The organism is Streptomyces sp. NPDC058008, assembly GCF_042886395.1.
Lineage (GTDB): Bacteria > Actinomycetota > Actinomycetes > Streptomycetales > Streptomycetaceae > Streptomyces.
Window position 1 is genome coordinate 100,682 of record NZ_JBHVQX010000008.1, and the last position, 19,625, is coordinate 120,306.

Here is a 19,625-nt window from a genome sequence, read left to right on the forward strand (position 1 = left end):
CCTCGGCGGGCCTACCAGGCCTGCGGAGGCCCGCCGAGCGGCGATGGCCCGCCCGCGCCGGGCGGCACAGGAGCGGGGACGGCCCGGCGCCGGGCCAGCAGCACCCACACGCCGAGCCCCAGGACCAGTACGGACCCCGCGCCGATGCCCGCGGCGGCCACCCTCCTCATCGTGGCGCTCTCACCGTCCTCGGGAGCGCTCCGGCCGCTCCTGGCCGAGTCCCTGTCGTCGTCGGTGACACCGAAGATCCCGGCATCCCCCTGGTACGGCGACGGCTTGCTGTCGTTGACGACCTTCACCTTCAGGGTCAGCCCGATGGCCTTGTCCCCGTAGTGCTCGGCGACCCGGGGCGAGAGTGCGACCGAGAGGTAGTACCAGCCCGCGAAGCGCATGGCGCTGACGTCCGCCCCCGCGTCGTAGCGGTTCTCGTACGCCACCGGGGGAAGCGGGTCCAGGGCGACCGAGTTGGGAGTGCCGGAGTACGCGAGGGTCGCGTCGTCCACGTGGCCGCGGGCCGGGTTGTCGAGCGTGAGCGCCAGGGCGTTGCCGATGTACTCCGTCGACGTGCCGCTGTTGCTCAGCGCCGCCGTGGCGAAGATCTGCTGGCCCCAGTCGACGGGCACCCGGTAGAAGCGGGTCTGCCCCGGCGCGATGCGGTCCACCCATTCGCCGGACTCCAGGCCGGTGGCGTCGTGGAAACCGCTTCCACCGGACCGCTCCCGCTTTCCGGAGGGCGGCACCGGCGAGGCGGAGGACCAGTTCTCCGGCGCCTCGGTCGGCAGTGACCCGCCGTCCTTCAGCGCCGGCTCGGTCTCGTACCTCAGCTCCAGGTCCCAGGCCTCGGGGGACGAAGTCGCCTTGCTCTTCCGCTCGATCAGCACGTTGTACGTACCCCCCGCCGCACAGGTGGTGCTGCCCTTCTCCACGGTCCGGTGCGCGTAGGCGGCGATCGGGCGCGGGAACTCCGCCGACCTGAAGATCGCGTCCTCGGAACTGCACCGGGTGTCGTCGAGATCCCTGATGCTGATGGTGACGCCGTCCCCGTAGGCGACCTTCCCGCCCGCCTTCGGCACGGCCACGGCGGAGACGTACGCGTCGGTCGTGTCGTCGAGCTCCAGTCGGTAGTAGAGCTTCTGACCGGGCTCGATGGAGCTCCGGTAGGCGGATCCGGCCTTCAGCTCCGCGGCGTCGGCGTTGGTCTCCGCGCCCTGGACCGATGTCGCGGCGGGGTCGAAGGTGTACGCCTCTGGGCCGTCGGCCGCGTACGCCTGCCCCGGCAGCGCCGCCACCGCGCACACCGCCGCGATGGTCGCGAGCGTCGCCCGGCCCCTGTTGCGCTGCCTGTTCACGCGCTTCCCCCCGTCGTCTGCGTGGCTGCCCTGCGCCGACCGCGTACGAGCAGGAATCCGGCGACCGGAACGGCCGCGGCACCCGCTCCGGCGGCAGCCGCGATGCCGGTCCATCCTGCCCCGCCCGTACCACCGCTGTCTGCGGCCTCCGTCGTATCTCCACCGTGCCCGGCCCCGGTACCGCCCGGCGCGCCCGCCCGCACGGGAGCTCCGTGCTGGGGCCCGGCCAGCTCCTTCCCGAGGACGTCCACCCTCAGCACCACGGCGACGCGCGGATTCTCGGCGATTCCGGCCGCCTTCGCACCGAGGGTCACCGCGAGGTAGAAGTCGCCTCCGGCGTGCACCGGACGGACCGTGGAGCGGGACTCGTAGCGGTTGGTCCACGCGACCGGGACGGATCCCATGCGCAGCACCGCGGGCTTCCCGCTGTACATCGCCTTCGGCCGGAACTCACCACCGGCGCCGACCGGTACACGGGCCGGGGTGTACAGCTGCGTCCCGCCGTACGAGGAGGTGACGGGGCCCTCCACCGTGGGCTCGTTGGCGAACTCCACGTCGTAGCGCACCTGCTGGCCCCAGCCGGCCGGCACCTTGTACCAGAGGGTCTGCGACGGCAGGATCCCGTCCCGCCACACCCCCCGCCCGATCTCGACGGCGTCGTTGAAGCCGGTACCGCCGCGCACGTCACGCGGATCCCCCTGGGGCAGCACGGCGTCCTTACCGCCCGCCCCGTACTCCGGCCTGGACCGTGCGGGGGTGACACCACCGCCCAGCGGCGCCTCGACCCCGTACACCAGCTCCAGCGGCCAACGGGCCCTGTCGGAGCCCTTCCTGCTCTGCCGTTCGACCACCAGCCGGTAGCCGCCGGCCTCGTCACAGCTGCGGTTCCCCTCCTCCGACGGGATCCGCGACACGGCGGACGTCAGAGGAGTGGCGCCCTCCTGCTGAAGGAAGCGCGCGGTATCCGATGCGCAGGTGGTGCCGCCGTCGTCGCGCACCAGGCCGGTGCTCAGGGCGTCGAGGACGTCGACGGCCGCACCGGGCTGAGGCACCGCGGTGGCCGCGAGGCCGGCCGTGGAGACCCCGTCGAGGCTCACGGCGTAGTACCGCTTCTCGCCGGGCCCGATGGTGTCCAGATACTGTCCGGGGGCCATGGAGGGGGCACCGGCCGTCGTCGCTCCTCCGGTGATCCGATCGCCCCGCAACCGGTAGCCGTCCGTGGAGAGTTGGGCGGACCGCTGGAGCTGCCGTGCGAGGGCGTCCGCGTCGGGTGCGTCGTAGTAGCGCCCGTTGCCCGCCTCCGCGACGCACTCCAGCTGTTCGCGGGCCGCGCCCTCGACCTGGAAGCCCACGGTGTCGATCCGCAGTCCGACGCTCGCCCTGCCGAGCTGTTCGGCGACCTCGCAGGGCCGCGGCGTACCGCAGGTGTCCTCGCCGTCGGAGACGAGAAGGATCGTGCGCGTCCCGACGGCGCCGTCCGAGGACGCGGGAAGGTCCTCGGCGGCCTTCCGCAGGGACAGCCCGATCGGGGTGTCCCCACGGGGCAGGACCCCGGCGACGGCCTTCTTCATGGCCTCCCGGTCGAGCGCGCTCACCGGGCGTACGAGCCGGGTGTCCGCGCAGCCCCGGGGCCGGTCGGCGCCGTACACCCGCAGCCCGGCGGGATATCCGTCGGGCAGCGCGTCGACCACCGTCCCCACGGCTGTGCGGGCGCTCTCCATCCTGGTCCGGCCCGTGCCGTCGTCCTCGCCCATGGAGCCCGAGGAGTCGAGCACCATGACCAGGCCGCCCCCTCCGGAGCTGTCCTGTCCGGTCACGCCCCGCGCCGCCGGCACCGCCGCCACGGCGGGCAGCGCCCCCGCCACCAGAGCGAGCAGCGCCCCACCGGCCATGACCGCAGCCCTCACCCCGCGGCGGCCCGTCCCTGCCCTCGTCCGTGCGTTCACCGAATCCCCCTCGGCCACCCGTACCCACGATTACTTTGCTCGTGCAAGCTATCGATTTGCTCGGGTGAACTCAAGGGCGGGGCCGTCACGGTCCCGCAACAGCGGCCCGGGGCAGCAGAAAGCCCCGGCCGCTCGGCGACCGGGGCTTGTAGCAGACTGTTGCGTCTCACACACCTGAACCTGCGGGCACGGAGTCGGTCGCCTCCGTCCACAGATCCTGCTCGGCGCGATCCGCCTGGATCTGGCGGTACACGAGGAGCCCGCCGATGGCGGCCAGTGCGACCAGGAGAAGCTTCTTCACCGCGCGACCTCGTCTTTCCTTGACGTAAGGGACTTCTGCCGCCCGACTATACACACCGGCCGATACCGTTCGGTGACCTCCCCGGGACCCGGCCGCGGGCCCTTCCGGACCCCCCTCGGGACCTCCCGGCACCCCTCGGACCACCTTTTCCGAGCCGGTTGAACCATACGAGTGGTGTTCATCGGAAGATCGGCGCACCGGGGGCGTCGGTCCCGGATTCCGCGGGCCGGATCCACATCATCGGAAAGGTAAGCAAACCGGACCACCTGAAAGCGAGGGGCCATGAGCACCTTCAGGGTCAAGAGCATCTGGACCGCCTTCATCACCGCCTTCTTCGCACTTCTCGCGTCGCTGGGCCTCGCCACCGCCCAGGCCACGGCCGCGGAGCCGACGGTCACGAGCCACGAGCACACGGGTGCGACGCCGGCAACCGCGACCACCCCGTCGGTCCGATGGACCCTTCCGCGTGACAGGGCGCTGCCGCCCACGATGAAGCAGCGCATCCGCGCCGAGGCGCACGGCTCCTCGCCCGCCACCCGCCAGCTGTCCGCCGACTCCACGGACGCCCCGCACGCCACCGACAGCACCCGCTCCGCCCACAGCGCCTCACCTGCCGGGGACTCGGCCCCGCTGCCACCCTGAGAACGCCGCGTACGCCACCCAGGGCCCCTGGACCGGTTCACACCGGCGGGGGCCTTTTCCGTGTGCCCGTACGTGCCCGCCGAGCGGGCCGGACAGCGCTCGGCAACTCCCAAGTGGCCCCGTGAGGGCGCCGGGTGGCCACCACGCCCTCCACCGGCCCGTCCCGCCCGTACGCCCCGGTGAGCGGCCGGGGCACGTCGGGCAGTTCCCCGCACCGGGCCCGTTCACCGGGGCCTGTACCTGTCCAGCACCAGATTCTCGTCCCACCCCTCGTCCCCGGTGAACAGGCTGTACGGATGCTCGCCCCCGTACAGGGGCCCGGTTCCCGTGTACTCGGGGTAGAAGGCCGCCGGCGAGACCTCCAGGTCCACCTCCTCCGGGAAGGGCTCCTTCAGCATCCCCAGCTCCTCCACGTCCAGGTGGAGGTCACATGCGGGGCAGTCGAAGACGACCGGGTTCATGAGAACCGTGTCGGCCTTCCCGGAGACGAACGTCTCGCCACCGAGCCATCCCCGCGACGAGCAGGCCGGGCAGTCCGCCGGCTCGTCGTGCTCGATGTACCCGGGCGAGGAGACGTTCGCGACCGCCGCCAGCACGAGGCCGCGGTCCTCCTCGCCGAAGTGCGCGTAGCGCTCCGAGAAGATCTGCCGGGCCCTCGCGAGCCTCCCCTCCAGCTGCACGCGCGCCTCCACGACCCGGGCGTCGAGCAGCTTGTCGTGAAGCCCCTGGTACCGGCCCCAGTAGTCACCGAGAGGCAGGAGCTCGGGAAGTATCCGGTCGGCCATGCGCAGGCAGGTGGTGAAGACCGCGTTGACCTGCGCCGAGTCGTGGAGAGCGGCGTGGGCGACCCCGTTGCGGGCCTCGGCCAACGGCAGGAGCTCCTGGCGGGAGACGGGCATGCTCCCCTTCAGGATCCCCGCGACGCGGACGTACGCCTCCACGAGGCCGATCGTCCTGGTCTGGCTCCGAGGCGCGGAAGCGTGGGCTCCGTGGCCCGTCGCGTGAAGTAACGAGTTGAAGTCCTTGCCTTCCACGATCAGCGCCGGGTGGAGGCCGGCCAGGTAGGCCTTGAGGAGATGCTCGGCCGCCACACCCGCGTGATGCACCGCCATGTCCTTCAGTACCGGGCCGTCGGAGAATGCCGTGAATGCAGCGGCCATCCACTTCTGCGACGAGTACCAGAGCCGCTGGGCGTCCTTGTTCATGGGCTGGACTGTAAGGTCCGGTGCCCGCATCACGGGCCGAGATTCCGCGGGCCCCCGCGACCGGGAGGAACGGCGTCCTCCCCAACGCCGCCGGCACCCGGCCCGGACGGTCGGTCGTGGATCCCCGAGGGGCCCGGCAGCGCGCGGAAAAGGCTACGGACCAGTAGCGGACTCGCAGCGTCAGGAAATGGAGAAGGCCGGCAGATCCTGGGGATCTACCGGCCTTCTGACCAGGCGTTACGCCTCGGTGGGGCTAACAGGATTTGAACCTGTGGCCTCATCCTTATCAGGGATGCGCTCTAACCAACTGAGCTATAGCCCCGCCGCGCTGTTGCGCTGACTTCTGAAGATTAGCGCACGTCGGGGCCAGTCCCAAAATCGATACCCGGCGTCCTACTCGTCCTCGGCGAGCGTGAGCTCCACGCCACCCACGAAGCCGGCCGACAGGTTGTAGATGAACGCGCCCAGCGTCGCCAGCGCGGTGGCCAGCACCACATCGATCACCGCGATGACCGAGGTGAAGATGAGGACGCGCGGCAGCGACAGGAACGACTGCAGATCGAAGCCGTTGCTCTCGTTCGAGCCGGTGGCCTCGCTGATCGTGCCGCCCACGGTGGAGAAGACGCCCATCGCGTCCATCACCATCCACAGGACGGCGGCCGCGACCACCGTGCAGATGCCGAGGGCGATGGAGAGCAGGAAGCTGACCTTCATCACCGACCACGGGTCGGCCTTCGCGACCCGCAGACGCGCCTTACGGGTGCGCGGAGTGGTCCGCGCGCCTGTCCGGGGCAGCCGGGTCGCCTGCGTGCCCCCACCGCCCTGTGTCCCTACGCCCTGCGTACCGCCCGCGGGCGACTGGTACGCCTGCGGCGGGTGGTAGGGCCCCGCCTGTCCCGGTGCGGCCTCGCGCTCGCCGGGCAACGGCCCGGTCGCGTATCCCTCGTACTGCGGCTGCGGTCCCCGAGTGTCCGTCACAGTGCCCCCTTGGGAGTCCGTGGCAGGGCCACGGACGCCGTTCGCTCCTGCTCCGGAAGCGGCCGAACCGGCGCCCGTGGCTCCACTCACGCTCTACTCCTCGTGCTCCCCGGCCGAAGGCGCCGTGCCTTCGACTGTGCCCTCGACCACGCTCTCGGCATGGGCCTCGACCGTGGCGCCTTCGGCCTCATCGGTCCCGTCGACCTCTTCGGCCTCGCGACCGGCCTCGGCGTTGCGCGCGATACCGACGACGGCATCACGCTTGCCCAGATTGATCAGTTGGACGCCCATGGTGTCACGGCCCGTCTCCCTGACTTCATTGACTCGCGTGCGGATCACACCACCGCCGAGCGTGATGGCGAGAATCTCGTCCGCTTCCTCCACCACCAGCGCTCCGACGAGCGACCCGCGGTCCTCGACGATCTTGGCAGCCTTGATGCCCAGACCGCCACGACCCTGGACCCGGTACTCGTCGACCGCGGTCCGCTTCGCGTACCCGCCGTCGGTGGCAGTGAACACGAACGTACCGGGCCGGACAACATTCATCGAGAGCAGCTCGTCGCCCTCGCGGAAGCTCATGCCCTTCACGCCCGAGGTCGCGCGGCCCATCGGGCGCAGCGCGTCGTCCGTCGCGGTGAACCTGATCGACTGGGCCTTCCTGCTGATGAGCAGCAGGTCGTCCTCGGAGGACACCAGCTCCGCGCCGATCAGCTCGTCGTCCGCGCCGCTCTCCGTCTCACGGAGGTTGATCGCGATGACGCCGCCGGAACGCGGTGAGTCGTAGTCCTTGAGCGAGGTCTTCTTCACCAGACCGCCCTTGGTCGCCAGGACCAGGTAGGGCGCTGCCTCGTAGTCGCGGATCGCCAGGATCTGCGCGATCTGCTCGTCCGGCTGGAAGGCCAGCAGGTTCGCGACGTGCTGGCCGCGCGCGTCCCGGCCGGCGTCCGGCAGCTCGTACGCCTTGGCCCGGTAGACCCGGCCCTTGTTGGTGAAGAACAGCAGCCAGTGGTGCGTCGTCGACACGAAGAAGTGGTCGACGATGTCGTCTTCCCTGAGCTTCGTGCCCCGCACACCCTTGCCGCCGCGCTTCTGCGAGCGGTAGTCGTCCGTCTTGGTGCGCTTGACGTAGCCGCCGCGCGAGATGGTGACGACGATGTCTTCCTCGGCGATGAGGTCCTCGATCGACATGTCGCCGTCGAAGGGCACCAGCTTCGAGCGCCGGTCGTCACCGAACTTGTCGACGATCGCCGCCAGTTCCTCGCTGACGATCTGGCGCTGGCGGGCCGGCGAGGCCAGGATCTCGTTGTACTCGTTGATCTTCGCCTGGAGCTCGTCGTGCTCGGCGGTGATCTTCTGGTGCTCCAGCGCGGCCAGGCGGCGCAGCTGCATCTCCAGGATCGCGTTCGCCTGGATCTCGTCGATCTCCAGGAGGCCCATCAGGCCCTCACGCGCGATCTCGACGGTGTTGCTGCGGCGGATGAGCGCGATGACCTCCTCGATCGCGTTCAGCGCCTTGAGCAGGCCGCGCAGGATGTGCGCCCGCTCCTCGGCCTTGCGCAGCCGGAACCTCGTGCGCCGGACGATGACCTCGATCTGGTGGGTCACCCAGTGCCGGATGAACGCGTCGATCGACAGCGTGCGCGGCACCCCGTCGACGAGCGCCAGCATGTTCGCGCCGAAGTTCGACTGCAGGTCGGTGTGCTTGTAGAGGTTGTTCAGCACGACCTTGGCGACCGCGTCCCGCTTCAGCACGACGACCAGGCGCTGGCCCGTCCGCGAGGACGTCTCGTCCCGGACGTCCGCGATCCCGCCGACCTTGCCGTCCTTCACCAGGTCGGCGATCTTCTGCGCGAGGTTGTCGGGGTTGGTCTGGTACGGGAGCTCCGTGACGACCAGGCACTGCCGGTTCTGGATCTCCTCGACCGCGACGACCGCCCGCATCGTGATCGAGCCGCGGCCCGTGCGGTACGCCTCCTCGATGCCCTTGCGCCCCACGACCAGCGCGCCGGTCGGGAAGTCCGGGCCCTTGATCCGCTCGATCAGGGCGTCCAGGAGCTCCTCGTGGGAGGCCTCCGGGTGCTCCAGGTACCACTGGGCGCCGGCGGCGACCTCACGCAGGTTGTGCGGCGGGATGTTGGTCGCCATACCGACCGCGATGCCCGCGGAGCCGTTCACCAGGAGGTTCGGGAAGCGCGCCGGCAGAACCGTCGGCTCCTGGTTGCGGCCGTCGTAGTTGTCCTGGAAGTCGACGGTCTCCTCGTCGATGTCCCGGACCATCTCCATGGACAGCGGCATCATCTTGCACTCGGTGTACCGCATGGCGGCGGCCGGGTCGTTGCCCGGGGAACCGAAGTTGCCGTTGGAGTCCACGAGCGGCATGCGCATCGACCAGTGCTGTGCCAGTCGCACGAGCGCGTCGTAGATCGAGGAGTCGCCGTGCGGGTGGTACGTACCCATGACGTCACCGACGACACGGGCGCACTTGTAGAAGCCCTTCTCGGGCCGGTAGCCACCGTCGTACATCGCGTACAGCACCCGGCGGTGGACGGGCTTCAGACCGTCCCGTACGTCGGGCAGCGCACGCGACACGATGACGGACATCGCGTAGTCGAGGTAGGAGCGCTGCATCTCCGTCTCGAGCCCGACGGGCTCGACACGCATGCCCACACCCGGAACGGCGGGTTCCTCTTCGGGCATCACAGGGGTGTTCTCGTCGGCCATTGCTGGTCAAAGTCCTTTCGCGCTGCGGCTTGCTTGTACGGCCGACTCAGATGTCGAGGAAGCGGACGTCCTTGGCGTTGCGCTGGATGAACGAGCGCCGCGCCTCGACGTCCTCGCCCATCAGGACCGAGAACAGGTCGTCGGCCTGCGCCGCGTCGTCCAGCGTGACCTGGCCCAGCACGCGGTGGTCGACGTCCATCGTGGTGACGCGGAGCTCCTCGGCGTTCATCTCGCCGAGACCCTTGAAGCGCTGGATCGAGTCTTCCTTGATCCGCTTGCCGTTCTGCTTGCCGAGCGCCACCAGGGCGTCGCGCTCGCGGTCCGAGTACGCGTACTCGAAGTCGTCGCGGCCCCACTTGATCTTGTAGAGCGGCGGACGTGAGAGATAGACGTGCCCGGACTCGACCAGCGGCCGCATGAAGCGGAACAGGAAGGTCAGCAGCAGGGTGTTGATGTGCTGGCCGTCGACGTCGGCGTCCGCCATCAGGATGATCTTGTGATAGCGGAGCTTCTCGATGTCGAAGTCCTCGTGGACCCCGGTGCCGAAGGCCGAGATCAGGGCCTGGACCTCGGTGTTCTGGAGGATCTTGTCGATCCTGGCCTTCTCGACGTTCAGGATCTTGCCCCGGATCGGCAGGATGGCCTGGTACATCGGGTTACGGCCGGACTTCGCCGAACCGCCGGCGGAGTCACCCTCGACGATGAAGATCTCGCACTTCGTCGGGTCGTTGGACTGGCAGTCGCTCAGCTTGCCGGGCAGCGAGGCGCTCTCCAGGAGCCCCTTGCGCCGGGTGAGGTCGCGGGCCTTGCGGGCCGCCACACGGGCCGTGGACGCCGCGATGCCCTTGCGGATGATGTCGGCGGCCTCGTTGGGGTTCCGGTCGAACCAGTCCGTCAGCTGCTCGTGGACGACCTTCTGGACGAAGGTCTTCGCCTCGGTGTTGCCCAGCTTCGTCTTGGTCTGGCCCTCGAACTGCGGCTCGCCCAGCTTCACCGAGATGATCGCCGTCAGGCCCTCGCGGACGTCCTCACCGGTGAGGTTGTCGTCCTTCTCGCGCAGCAGCTTCTTGTCGCGCGCGTACCGGTTGACCAGCGAGGTCAGCGCCGCGCGGAAGCCCTCCTCGTGCGTACCGCCCTCATGCGTGTGGATCGCGTTGGCGAAGGAGTAGACCCCCTCGGTGTACTGCGTGTTCCACTGCATGGCGATCTCGGCCGACAGGAGCCTGTCCTTGTCCTCGGCCTCGATGTCGATCACCGACTGGTGGATGAGGTCGCCCTTGCGGGAGTTCAGGTACTTGACGAAGTCGACGATGCCGTTCTCGTAGTGGTACGTGACCGTCCGGTTCGGCTCCTCCTCGGGGACGTCGACCGCCTCGGCGCTGTCGGCGCCCGCCGTGGCCTTCGCCGCCTCGCGCTCGTCGGTGAGCTTGAGGGTGAGTCCCTTGTTGAGGAACGCCATCTCCTGGAAGCGGCGCGACAGGGTCTCGAAGGAGTAGTCGGTGGTCTCGAAGACGTCGCCGTCGGCCCAGAAGGTGACGGTCGTCCCCGACTCCTCGGTGGCCTCGTGACGGGCCAGCGGGGCGGTGGGGACACCGAGCTTGTAGTCCTGGGTCCAGCGGTAGCCGTCGGTCTTGACCTCCACGGCCACCCGCGTGGACAGGGCGTTGACGACGGAGACACCGACGCCGTGCAGACCGCCGGAGACGGCGTAGCCGCCGCCGCCGAACTTGCCGCCGGCGTGCAGCACGGTGAGGACGACCTCGACGGCCGGCTTGCCCTCGGACGGCACGATGCCGACGGGGATACCGCGGCCGTTGTCGACCACGCGCACGCCGCCGTCGGCGAGGATCGTGACGTCGATGGTGTCCGCGTGCCCGGCCATCGCCTCGTCGACCGAGTTGTCGACAACCTCTTGCACGAGGTGGTGGAGACCGCGCTCACCGGTCGACCCGATGTACATACCGGGTCGTTTGCGGACCGCGTCCAGGCCTTCGAGCACGGTGATCGCGCTGGCGTCGTACGAGGCGGATACCTCGCCGGGCCCACCGGCCGTGGACGGGATGTTCTCGTTGGGGTTGCCGGAATCGGCCACGAAGCGCCCTTTCTGGCACAGCACAGGCCGTTCTCCGGCAGGCGGGAGCGGCTGCGTCGTTCGGCTTGTATCGACGACTCCCGCGAGGAAGCGGGATTGTCCACCAGTCTACCGGTAGCGCTGACATGAATGGGGGTTTGCCGGTGCCTGAGTACGCATGTGCCGCCCTGAATGAGCGGCTGACGACTCCCCATATTCAGGAAGGGGCCTCGGGGGGCTCACGAGGGCTTTGCGCGCTTCGGGCTGTCAACCTCCCGCTACGGTGAGGGACGCTTCCCGCTCCCCGTGCAAACCAAATCCGCACATAGCTCCACAGAACGGAAACACCGGACTGTCGGCGAATCAGGACAGAAGCGGATGAGCCTTCCGCCGGACCGTCCCGGCGCGGGCCGGCGCCCGGAAGCCCGGCCGACGGAAGGACCTGCTCAGCCGTAGGTGTCGCCGGGCCCCTTGCTCCCCGGCGTGCGGAGAGGGCCGAATCTGCGCTGGGGACCACCCGGACCCAGCACTCTGATCATCCGCACGGTGCCGTGCCCCAGATCCGTGTTCAGCCGGGCCACGAGCTGCGGTGCCAGCAGCCGGAGCTGCGTGGCCCACGCCGTCGAGTCGCACTGCACGGTCAGGACCCGCTCGGCCGGATCCTCGTCGTACCGCACCGGCACGCAGTGATTGGCCAGATCTCCACCCACGATCTGCGGCCACCGGCCCATCACACCGCCGACAGCAGCCGGGGTCTCCCAGCCGCGTTCGGTGATCAGCCGGTTGATCGCCGAGCCCAGGGGCAGCGGATCCCGGCCGTCGGACCGGGCGCCCGACCGCAGTCCGCCGCCCCGCCTCGCCTGGTTCTTCTGCTGCGCCGCGGCGCCCCGGGCGCGGGCCTGCTCCTTCGCCGCGCGCAGGGCCACCCGCGCGAGATCGACGCCCGAGACCTCGGGCTGCTTGCCCGGGCCCGGTGCGGGTCCGCCCTGCTCGTCCGGGCCGCTCACAGCCGCTCCACCGACCCGGCGGACACCGCGTAGCGCGCCCCGGACAGCACGCCGGGGACGTCGTCGTCCACAGCCGCCGTCACCAGGACCTGCTCGCCCGGGGCCACCAGCTCCGCCAGCCGCTCACGGCGGCGCGCGTCCAGCTCGGCGAACACGTCGTCGAGCACCAGCACCGGCTCGTTGCCCTCGGAACGGAGCAGGTCGTACGAGGCCAGCCGGAGCGCCAGGGCGTACGACCAGGACTCGCCGTGGCTCGCGTACCCCTTCGCCGGCATCCCGCGCAGGCCGAGCACCAGGTCGTCGCGGTGCGGGCCGACCAGGGTCACCCCCCGCTCGATCTCCTGCTTGCGCGCCTCGACCAGGGCGGCCATCACCCGCTCGTACAGTTCCTCACGGGTGTGCGCGCCTTCCACCCCGGCGCCGACCGAGCTGCGGTACTCCAGCGTCACGGGCCCGCCGCCCGGCGCGACGTCCGCGTAGGCCTTGTCCGCCAGCGGCTGCAGGGTCGCGATCAGATCCAGCCGCTGTGCCAGCAGCTCGGCCCCGACCCTGCCCAGGTGCTGGTCCCACACGTCCAGCGTGGAGAGGTCCAGCGACCTGCCGCCGTGCCTGCGGGCCATGGCGGCCGACTTGAGCAGGGTGTTCCGCTGCTTCAGGACCCGCTCGTAGTCGGAGCGGACCCCGGCCATGCGGGGGGAGCGTGCCGTGACCAGCTCGTCCAGGAAGCGCCGCCGCTCGCCCGGATCGCCCTTCACCAGGGCCAGGTCCTCGGGCGCGAAGAGCACCGTCCGCACTATGCCCAGCACGTCACGCGGTCTGACCTGCGACGATCTGTTGATGCGGGCCCGGTTGGCGCGGCCCGGATTGAGTTCGAGCTCGATCAGCTGCGAGCGCTCGCCCTGGGTGACCGCGGCGCGTACGACGGCCCGCTCCGCGCCCATCCGCACCAGGGGGGCGTCGGACGAGACCCGGTGGCTGCCGAGCGTGGCGAGATAGCCGACCGCCTCCACCAGGTTGGTCTTGCCCTGGCCGTTGGCCCCCACGAACACGGTGACGCCCGGGTCGAGAGGCACCTCGACCCGGGCGTACGAGCGGAAGTCGGCCAGCGAGAGATGCGTGACGTGCATGGTCGCCGACCCTTCCGACTGCGTGCTGTGCTGGTTACCGCCGCACCGTGGGCTTCCCGCCGCCCACGGCCCGTTCCCGCCGCGGTCCTACTTCTTGTTCTCGACCGCGTGGCCGCCGAACTGGTTGCGCAGCGCGGCGATCATCTTCATCTGCGGGGAGTCGTCCTGGCGCGAGGCGAAGCGCGCGAACAGGGACGCGGTGATCGCCGGAAGCGGCACCGCGTTGTCGATGGCGGCCTCGACCGTCCACCGGCCCTCGCCGGAGTCCGCGGCGAAGCCCCGCAGCTGGTCGAGGTGCTCGTCGTCGTCCAGGGCGTTGACCGCGAGGTCGAGCAGCCAGGAACGGATGACCGTGCCCTCCTGCCAGGAGCGGAAGACCTCGCGCACGTCGGTGACGGAGTCGACCTTCTCCAGGAGCTCCCAGCCCTCGGCATAGGCCTGCATCATGGCGTACTCGATGCCGTTGTGGACCATCTTCGCGAAGTGGCCGGCGCCGACCTTGCCCGCGTGGACGGAACCGAAGTCGCCCTCGGGCTTGAGGGCGTCGAAGACCGGCTGGACCTTCTCCACGTTGGCGGTCTCGCCGCCGTACATCAGGGCGTAGCCGTTCTCCAGGCCCCAGACGCCGCCGGAGACACCGCAGTCGACGAAGCCGATGCCCTTGATGCCCAGCTCGACGGCGTGCTTCTCGTCGTCGGTCCAGCGGGAGTTCCCGCCGTCCACGACCACGTCGCCCGGGGAGAGCAGCTCGGCCAGCTCGTCGATGGTCGACTGGGTCGCGGCACCGGCCGGAACCATCACCCACACGACGCGCGGGCCCTTGAGCTTGCCCACAAGCTCTTCCAGGCTGTGGACATCGGCGACGTCCGGGTTGCGGTCGTAACCGATGACGGTGTGGCCTGCGCGGCGGATGCGCTCGCGCATGTTGCCGCCCATCTTGCCGAGGCCGACGAGACCGAGCTCCATCAGAGATTCCTTAAGCGTTGTGCCGATTCGTACCCAGGACCGAGCCTACGCCCGGCCAGGACAGCACGGCGGGGTGCAGCACGGTGAGCCCGCTCGGCGCTGAGCCTGCCCGCCGGAGACTGCCATGACAGGGAACGACCGCCGGATCAGCCGGAGAGGCGGACCGGCATGATCAGGTACTTGTACGCGTCGTTCGCCTCGGCGTCGACGGCCGGCCGGCCGCTGAGCAGCGCGGGCTTGGTCGACGTCGTGAAGGAGAGCTGGGCGACCGGGGAGTCGATCGCGCTGAGCCCGTCCAGCAGGAAGGTCGGGTTGAAGGCGATCGAGATGTCGTCGCCCTCGAGCACGGCGTCGACGCGCTCCACAGCCTGTGCGTCGTCGCTGGAACCGGCCTCCAGGATCAGCACGCCCTGCTCGAAGCTGAGCCGCACCGGGGTGTTGCGCTCGGCGACGAGGGCCACACGCTTGACGGCCTCGACGAACGGGGCGGTCTCGATGACCGCGATCGAGTTGAACTCGGTCGGGAAGAGCGTCCGGTACTTCGGGAGGTCGCCCTCGAGCAGCCGGGTGGTCGTACGCCGGCCGGCACCCTCGAAACCGATGAGACCCTCGCCCGCGCCCGAGCCGGACAGCGCCAGGGTCACCGTGTCGCCGCTGGTCAGCGCCTTGGCGGTGTCCAGGAGCGTCTTGGCGGGCACCAGGGCCACGGCCGAGGCGTCGGGGTTCTCCGGCTTCCACAGGAACTCGCGGACCGCGAAGCGGTAGCGGTCGGTCGAGGCCAGGGTGACGGTGTCGCCCTCGATCTCGATCCGGACGCCGGTCAGGACGGGCAGGGTGTCGTCGCGCCCGGCAGCGATGGCGACCTGGGCCGCGGCGGAGGCGAAGACCTCACCGGGGACGGTGCCCGTGGCGGTCGGCATCTGCGGCAGCGCCGGGTACTCCTCCACAGGCAGGGTGTGGAGGGTGAACCGCGAGGAGCCGCAGACCACCGTGGCCCGTACCCCGTCGGTGGAGATCTCCACAGGCCTGTTGGGCAGGGCGCGGCAGATGTCGGCGAGCAGCCGTCCGGAGACGAGGACCGTGCCGTCCTCCTCGACCTCGGCGTCCACCGAGACCTTGGCCGAGACCTCGTAGTCGAAGCTCGAGAAGCTGAGGGCTCCGTCCTCGGCCTTCAGCAGAAGGCCCGCGAGAACGGGCGCCGGCGGACGGGCCGGGAGGCTGCGGGCCACCCAGGCCACTGCCTCCGCGAGTACATCGCGCTCCACCCGGATCTTCACCGGAACCGCCTCCTGCTGTTGCTCGCTCGCCCTGCTGGCCTTCGTCGTCTGATCGGGGCTCCTGGCCGAAGGGCCGGGGATGCCGCCGGGGACCAGTCTGACGTACGGCGCCGACACTCGTTGCTGCTCGGGGTCAAGTCGCGCCACGAGGTTCGCCGAGCTCGCTGCTCGAGTTGTGCACAGGCCCCACTTCGAAGCGGATTCCTGGCTAACTCTGAGTGGTAGTAGTAGTAGGCCCTGTGGAAACCGTGGATAACGGTGTTTGACCAGGTCAACAGCGGTTTTTTGTCCACCGACCCTGTGGGTGGCACCGGTGGACAACCATGCGTTTCTGTGGACACGCGAAAGTTCTGCACACCCGATGCACAGGGCGGGGTGACTTCTCCCCAGGCCTGTCCCCAGCTTTACCCACGTTCCCCACAGCTCAACCTGACTCCCTTGTGTGACGCCTTTCACTCGCGGCAGTGAAAGCGGGTGTTGCGTTGCCGAACAGTGGACAGCGGTGTGGAGAAGCTGGGGACAACCGGGACATGCCTGTGGGCCGCCGGTGGACAACATCATCGAGGGCCTGTGGACGAAGAATCTGTCCACAGGCTGTGGATCATCGTTGACCACAAATCCCCAGGCATGTGACCTGGCCTGATGGAGTATCGGCAGCACGCCCTGTGGACGCAATCTGGACAACTTCACAGTCCCCAGGCTGTGGACGCCAGATTCCTGGCTCTTCTGTGGAGAAGGGCACGTCAGCGGCCCGTATTCGAACAGTCCCGGCTGCTTCAGCCGTGCCACGGCCCGTGGAAACCAGCGGGAAAGAGGTGTGCGGAGCGGTTCCGGAGGCCGGCCCGGACCACTCCCGCGCCGCGGCGGTCGGCTCCTGGAGCCGCTCCCAGCAGCGCCTGACGACGACGAAGGGCGCCCCGTGAGGACTCGTACGGTCCTCACGGGGCGCCCGGGGTGCTCTGCGGCGGTCCGCGGCCGCTCCGGCTCGTCAGCCGTTCTTGATGCGGTTGGTGAGTTCGGTGACCTGGTTGTAGATGGAGCGCCGCTCCGCCATCAGGGCGCGGATCTTCCGGTCGGCGTGCATCACCGTGGTGTGGTCGCGTCCGCCGAACTGGGCGCCGATCTTGGGCAGGGAGAGATCCGTGAGCTCACGGCACAGGTACATCGCGATCTGGCGCGCGGTCACCAGGACGCGGCTGCGCGAGGATCCGCACAGGTCCTCCACCGTCAGCCCGAAGTAGTCCGCGGTCGCCGCCATGATGGCCGGTGCGGTGATCTCGGGAGCCGAGTCCTCACCACCCGGGATCAGGTCCTTGAGCACGATCTCGGTCAGACCGAGGTCCACGGGCTGCCGGTTCAGGCTCGCGAAGGCGGTCACGCGGATGAGGGCGCCCTCCAGCTCACGGATGTTGCGCGAGATGCGGGAAGCGATGAACTCGAGCACCTCCGGCGGGGCGTTGAGCTGCTCCTGCACGGCCTTCTTCCGGAGGATCGCGATGCGCGTCTCCAGCTCCGGCGGCTGCACGTCGGTGGTGAGGCCCCACTCGAACCTGTTCCGCAGCCGGTCCTCGAGCGTCACCAGCTGCTTGGGCGGACGGTCGGAGGACAGGACGATCTGCTTGTTGGCGTTGTGGAGCGTGTTGAAGGTGTGGAAGAACTCCTCCTGCGTGGACTCCTTGCTCGCCAGGAACTGGATGTCGTCGACCAGGAGGATGTCCACGTCGCGGTAGCGCTTGCGGAAGGTGTCGCCCTTGCCGTCGCGGATCGAGTTGATGAACTCGTTGGTGAACTCCTCGGAGCTCACGTACCGCACCCGGGTGCCGGGGTAGAGGCTCCGCGCGTAGTGCCCGATCGCGTGCAGCAGGTGGGTCTTCCCGAGCCCCGACTCCCCGTAGATGAACAGGGGGTTGTACGCCTTCGCCGGCGCCTCCGCGACGGCGACCGCGGCCGCGTGGGCGAAGCGGTTGGAGGCGCCGATCACGAAGGTGTCGAAGAGGTACTTCGGATTCAGCCGGGCGTGCGGCTCACCGGTTCCGGGCGGCGGCGCGGACTGGGTGCCCATCGGGCCGCCGGACCTCCCGGTGCCGGGGCCGCCCTGGCGGTGCTGCGGCTGCTGGTCCTGGAGATCGTGGCGGTCGCGGCCGTCCCGCTGCTGTTCGTAACCCTGGTGCTCGGACGGCTGCGGACGGTAGTCGAGCTGCGGCTGCTGGGGCCGCGGGCTCGCGTACGGATCGCGGTCCTGGTACCCCCCGTGCCGGGGCTGCCAGGCGAGGTCCTCCTGGGCGCGCGGCCAGGCGCCCGGCTCGGGGCGGTGCTGCTGGTAGTCCGGGTAGGCGGGGCGGGCCGTGGGCATGCCGTCGTCCGAGGGCCTGGGGCCGTAGCCGTCGTACCCGTCGCCGCGCGAGGGCTCGTCGTGCTGGGGCCCCTGGTAGCGGTGGGACTGCTGGCCCTGGTGGGGCTGATGCATCGGAGGCGCGGGCGGAGGGGGCGGCTCGCCCGCGGAGTCGTCGACCGTGATCGCGATCCTGATCGGGCGCCCGCACTCACGGGTGAGCGCCTCGCTGATCAGCGGGGCGAGCCGGACCTCGAGGACACGCTTGCCCCACTCGTTGGGTACGGCCAGCAGCGCGGTGTCGGCGACGAGTGCCAGGGGCTGGCAGCGCTCGACCCACTGCTTGTCCTTCGGCTCGATGCCCTGCTGCCCCTCCCCGAGGAGTTGTTCCAGCACTCGCGGCCACACTGCGGCAAGATCGGCAGGTACGTCAGCCACAAGGCACGCTCTCTCGCATGTCCCACGAATGTGTGCTTCTCGGGACGGGATGGGTCGGGTCGGGTGAGGCCCGGCAGGCAGGAAGGAAAAGAACCGGAGTTCAGCCACGGTAGTCAGGCCGACCCGCACGGTTCAAGTTGTTGTCCACAGGCTGTGTACAGCAGGGGGTGGCGCGGAGCCGGTTTGACCGAATGGCGTAGCCGCGCGTACCGTGACCAGGTCGAGTTGTCGATGGCTGCTGCCGCCTGCCTCCGATGGGCAAACATCACGATCTGTGATTGTGAAGCGGTGCACTAAGGCGTTTACGCGAGTTCCTCGTGGGCGCACGGTGACAGCCAGGCGATGTCCCGCCAACACACGAATCATTTCTGGAGCCCCCGAGTGAGCAAGCGCACCTTCCAGCCGAACAATCGTCGTCGCGCCAAGACCCATGGCTTCCGGCTGCGTATGCGTACCCGTGCCGGCCGCGCGATTCTCGCGAACCGCCGCGGCAAGGGTCGCGCGAACCTGTCCGCCTGATCGCGGCCAGGTCATGACGTGCTGCCTACCGAGAATCGGCTGAGGCGGCGCGAGGACTTCGCGGTCGCTGTACGCCGGGGACGTCGGGCCGGACGCCCGCTACTCGTCGTACATCTACGCAGCGGTGCTACGGACCCGCACGTGACAGGGGAGAGTGCTCCCCCGCCGCGTGCGGGTTTCGTTGTCAGCAAAGCAGTGGGTGGAGCGGTCGTTCGCACCGCGGTGAAGCGCAAGCTTCGCCATCTGGTCCGCGATCGGCTCGCTCAGCTGCCCCCCGGTAGCCTTGTTGTCGTACGAGCGCTACCCGGATCGGGTGACGCCGACCATGCACAGCTGGCCCGAGACCTGGATGCCGCCCTTCAGCGGCTGCTGGGAGGGGGCGCGCGATGAAGTACCCGCTGCTGGCTCTTATCAAGCTGTACCAGTGGACGATCAGCCCGCTTCTGGGGCCTGTCTGCCGTTACTACCCGTCGTGTTCCCACTATGGATATACGGCGATCGACCGGCACGGTGCGATCAAGGGAACAGCGCTGACCGCTTGGCGCATCCTTCGTTGCAATCCGTGGTCACCCGGCGGCGTGGACTACGTACCGCCACGCAAACGTCCGCGTTGGCACGAACTGCTGCGCAGCTATGTGCGTGGCGGCAAGGGCGGGGACTCCGCCGGCGATGTGCCTTCCGGGGGGTCGGTCTCCGAACCCCTGAGCCCGGCCACAGAGACCTCGCCCAAAGCTCAAGGAGCCTGA

The 19,625-nt window shown here is 69.6% G+C and carries 16 protein-coding genes and 1 tRNA gene; 4 read left to right on the forward strand and 13 right to left on the reverse strand.

What is annotated here, in order from left to right; genetic code table 11:
- Positions 1-11: 11 nt before the first annotated feature.
- The 3 genes from ACFVS9_RS10455 to ACFVS9_RS10465 form a co-directional block, all read right to left on the reverse strand.
- Positions 12-1,349, reverse strand: coding sequence for a hypothetical protein (locus ACFVS9_RS10455; protein WP_389931365.1), 1,338 nt, complete (start codon positions 1,347-1,349; stop codon positions 12-14).
- Positions 1,346-3,241 (reverse strand): VWA domain-containing protein, encoded by a 1,896-nt coding sequence (locus ACFVS9_RS10460; protein WP_389931366.1) that lies wholly within the window; start codon positions 3,239-3,241, stop codon positions 1,346-1,348. Before ACFVS9_RS10460 ends, ACFVS9_RS10455 begins: the two co-directional genes overlap by 4 nt.
- A gap of 220 nt (positions 3,242-3,461) precedes the next feature.
- A complete protein-coding gene (locus ACFVS9_RS10465; protein ID WP_003958712.1) occupies positions 3,462-3,596 on the reverse strand; it encodes a DLW-39 family protein in 135 nt (44 codons plus the stop codon).
- Between the two features lie 282 nt (positions 3,597-3,878).
- Between ACFVS9_RS10465 and ACFVS9_RS10470 the strand changes: the two genes are divergently transcribed.
- The gene (locus ACFVS9_RS10470; RefSeq protein ID WP_389931368.1) at positions 3,879-4,238 is read left to right on the forward strand and encodes a DUF6344 domain-containing protein; all 360 of its coding nucleotides are present in this window, start codon (positions 3,879-3,881) and stop codon (positions 4,236-4,238) included.
- Positions 4,239-4,462: 224 nt separating this feature from the next.
- Here the strand turns inward: ACFVS9_RS10470 and ACFVS9_RS10475 are convergent, their stop codons facing one another.
- The 10 genes from ACFVS9_RS10475 to dnaA form a co-directional block, all read right to left on the reverse strand.
- A complete protein-coding gene (locus ACFVS9_RS10475) occupies positions 4,463-5,443 on the reverse strand; it encodes a hypothetical protein (RefSeq protein WP_389931369.1) in 981 nt (326 codons plus the stop codon).
- Between the two features lie 248 nt (positions 5,444-5,691).
- Positions 5,692-5,765 (reverse strand) — tRNA-Ile (locus tag ACFVS9_RS10480).
- Between the two features lie 71 nt (positions 5,766-5,836).
- Complete coding sequence (locus tag ACFVS9_RS10485; protein ID WP_383112761.1) at positions 5,837-6,421, reverse strand: DUF3566 domain-containing protein; 585 nt, start codon at positions 6,419-6,421, stop codon at positions 5,837-5,839.
- Between the two features lie 93 nt (positions 6,422-6,514).
- Entirely contained in the window at positions 6,515-9,142 is a 2,628-nt protein-coding gene (gene gyrA / locus ACFVS9_RS10490) for a DNA gyrase subunit A (RefSeq protein ID WP_383112762.1), read from the reverse strand.
- 46 nt (positions 9,143-9,188) lie between these two features.
- Positions 9,189-11,258: a DNA topoisomerase (ATP-hydrolyzing) subunit B gene (gene gyrB, locus ACFVS9_RS10495; RefSeq protein WP_383112763.1), complete on the reverse strand. Its 2,070-nt coding sequence runs from the start codon at positions 11,256-11,258 to the stop codon at positions 9,189-9,191.
- Between the two features lie 401 nt (positions 11,259-11,659).
- Entirely contained in the window at positions 11,660-12,220 is a 561-nt protein-coding gene (locus tag ACFVS9_RS10500; RefSeq protein ID WP_389931371.1) for a DUF721 domain-containing protein, read from the reverse strand.
- Positions 12,217-13,347: a DNA replication/repair protein RecF gene (recF, locus tag ACFVS9_RS10505; RefSeq protein ID WP_383112765.1), complete on the reverse strand. Its 1,131-nt coding sequence runs from the start codon at positions 13,345-13,347 to the stop codon at positions 12,217-12,219. The genes ACFVS9_RS10500 and recF overlap by 4 nt, the downstream gene beginning before the upstream one ends.
- Positions 13,348-13,434: 87 nt before the next feature.
- Positions 13,435-14,313, reverse strand: a complete 879-nt coding sequence (gnd, locus tag ACFVS9_RS10510) for a phosphogluconate dehydrogenase (NAD(+)-dependent, decarboxylating) (RefSeq protein ID WP_383112766.1) — start codon at positions 14,311-14,313, stop codon at positions 13,435-13,437.
- 146 nt (positions 14,314-14,459) lie between these two features.
- Positions 14,460-15,590, reverse strand: a complete 1,131-nt coding sequence (gene dnaN, locus ACFVS9_RS10515; RefSeq protein ID WP_389931488.1) for a DNA polymerase III subunit beta — start codon at positions 15,588-15,590, stop codon at positions 14,460-14,462.
- 988 nt (positions 15,591-16,578) lie between these two features.
- Complete coding sequence (gene dnaA, locus ACFVS9_RS10520; protein WP_383112768.1) at positions 16,579-18,360, reverse strand: chromosomal replication initiator protein DnaA; 1,782 nt, start codon at positions 18,358-18,360, stop codon at positions 16,579-16,581.
- Between the two features lie 381 nt (positions 18,361-18,741).
- On the opposite strand from dnaA, the gene rpmH reads away from it, so the two are divergent.
- From rpmH to yidD, 3 genes are read left to right on the forward strand one after another with little or no spacing between them, the layout of a single operon-like run.
- Entirely contained in the window at positions 18,742-18,879 is a 138-nt protein-coding gene (gene rpmH, locus ACFVS9_RS10525) for a 50S ribosomal protein L34 (protein WP_014047156.1), read from the forward strand.
- Between the two features lie 18 nt (positions 18,880-18,897).
- Positions 18,898-19,269: a ribonuclease P protein component gene (gene rnpA / locus ACFVS9_RS10530; protein WP_078850491.1), complete on the forward strand. Its 372-nt coding sequence runs from the start codon at positions 18,898-18,900 to the stop codon at positions 19,267-19,269.
- Entirely contained in the window at positions 19,266-19,625 is a 360-nt protein-coding gene (gene yidD / locus ACFVS9_RS10535; RefSeq protein ID WP_383112769.1) for a membrane protein insertion efficiency factor YidD, read from the forward strand. The genes rnpA and yidD overlap by 4 nt, the downstream gene beginning before the upstream one ends.

What these genes read in the sequence shown, in the direction of transcription:
- ACFVS9_RS10460 (WP_389931366.1), bottom strand. Translation starts at nt 3,241, where the DNA reads ATGGCCGGTGGGGCGCTGCTCGCTCTGGTGGCGGGGGCGCTGCCCGCC.
- ACFVS9_RS10470 (WP_389931368.1), top strand. Translation starts at nt 3,879, where the DNA reads ATGAGCACCTTCAGGGTCAAGAGCATCTGGACCGCCTTCATCACCGCC.
- ACFVS9_RS10475 (WP_389931369.1), bottom strand. Translation starts at nt 5,443, where the DNA reads ATGAACAAGGACGCCCAGCGGCTCTGGTACTCGTCGCAGAAGTGGATG.
- gyrA (WP_383112762.1), bottom strand. Translation starts at nt 9,142, where the DNA reads ATGGCCGACGAGAACACCCCTGTGATGCCCGAAGAGGAACCCGCCGTT.
- recF (WP_383112765.1), bottom strand. Translation starts at nt 13,347, where the DNA reads ATGCACGTCACGCATCTCTCGCTGGCCGACTTCCGCTCGTACGCCCGG.
- gnd (WP_383112766.1), bottom strand. Translation starts at nt 14,313, where the DNA reads ATGGAGCTCGGTCTCGTCGGCCTCGGCAAGATGGGCGGCAACATGCGC.
- yidD (WP_383112769.1), top strand. Translation starts at nt 19,266, where the DNA reads ATGAAGTACCCGCTGCTGGCTCTTATCAAGCTGTACCAGTGGACGATC.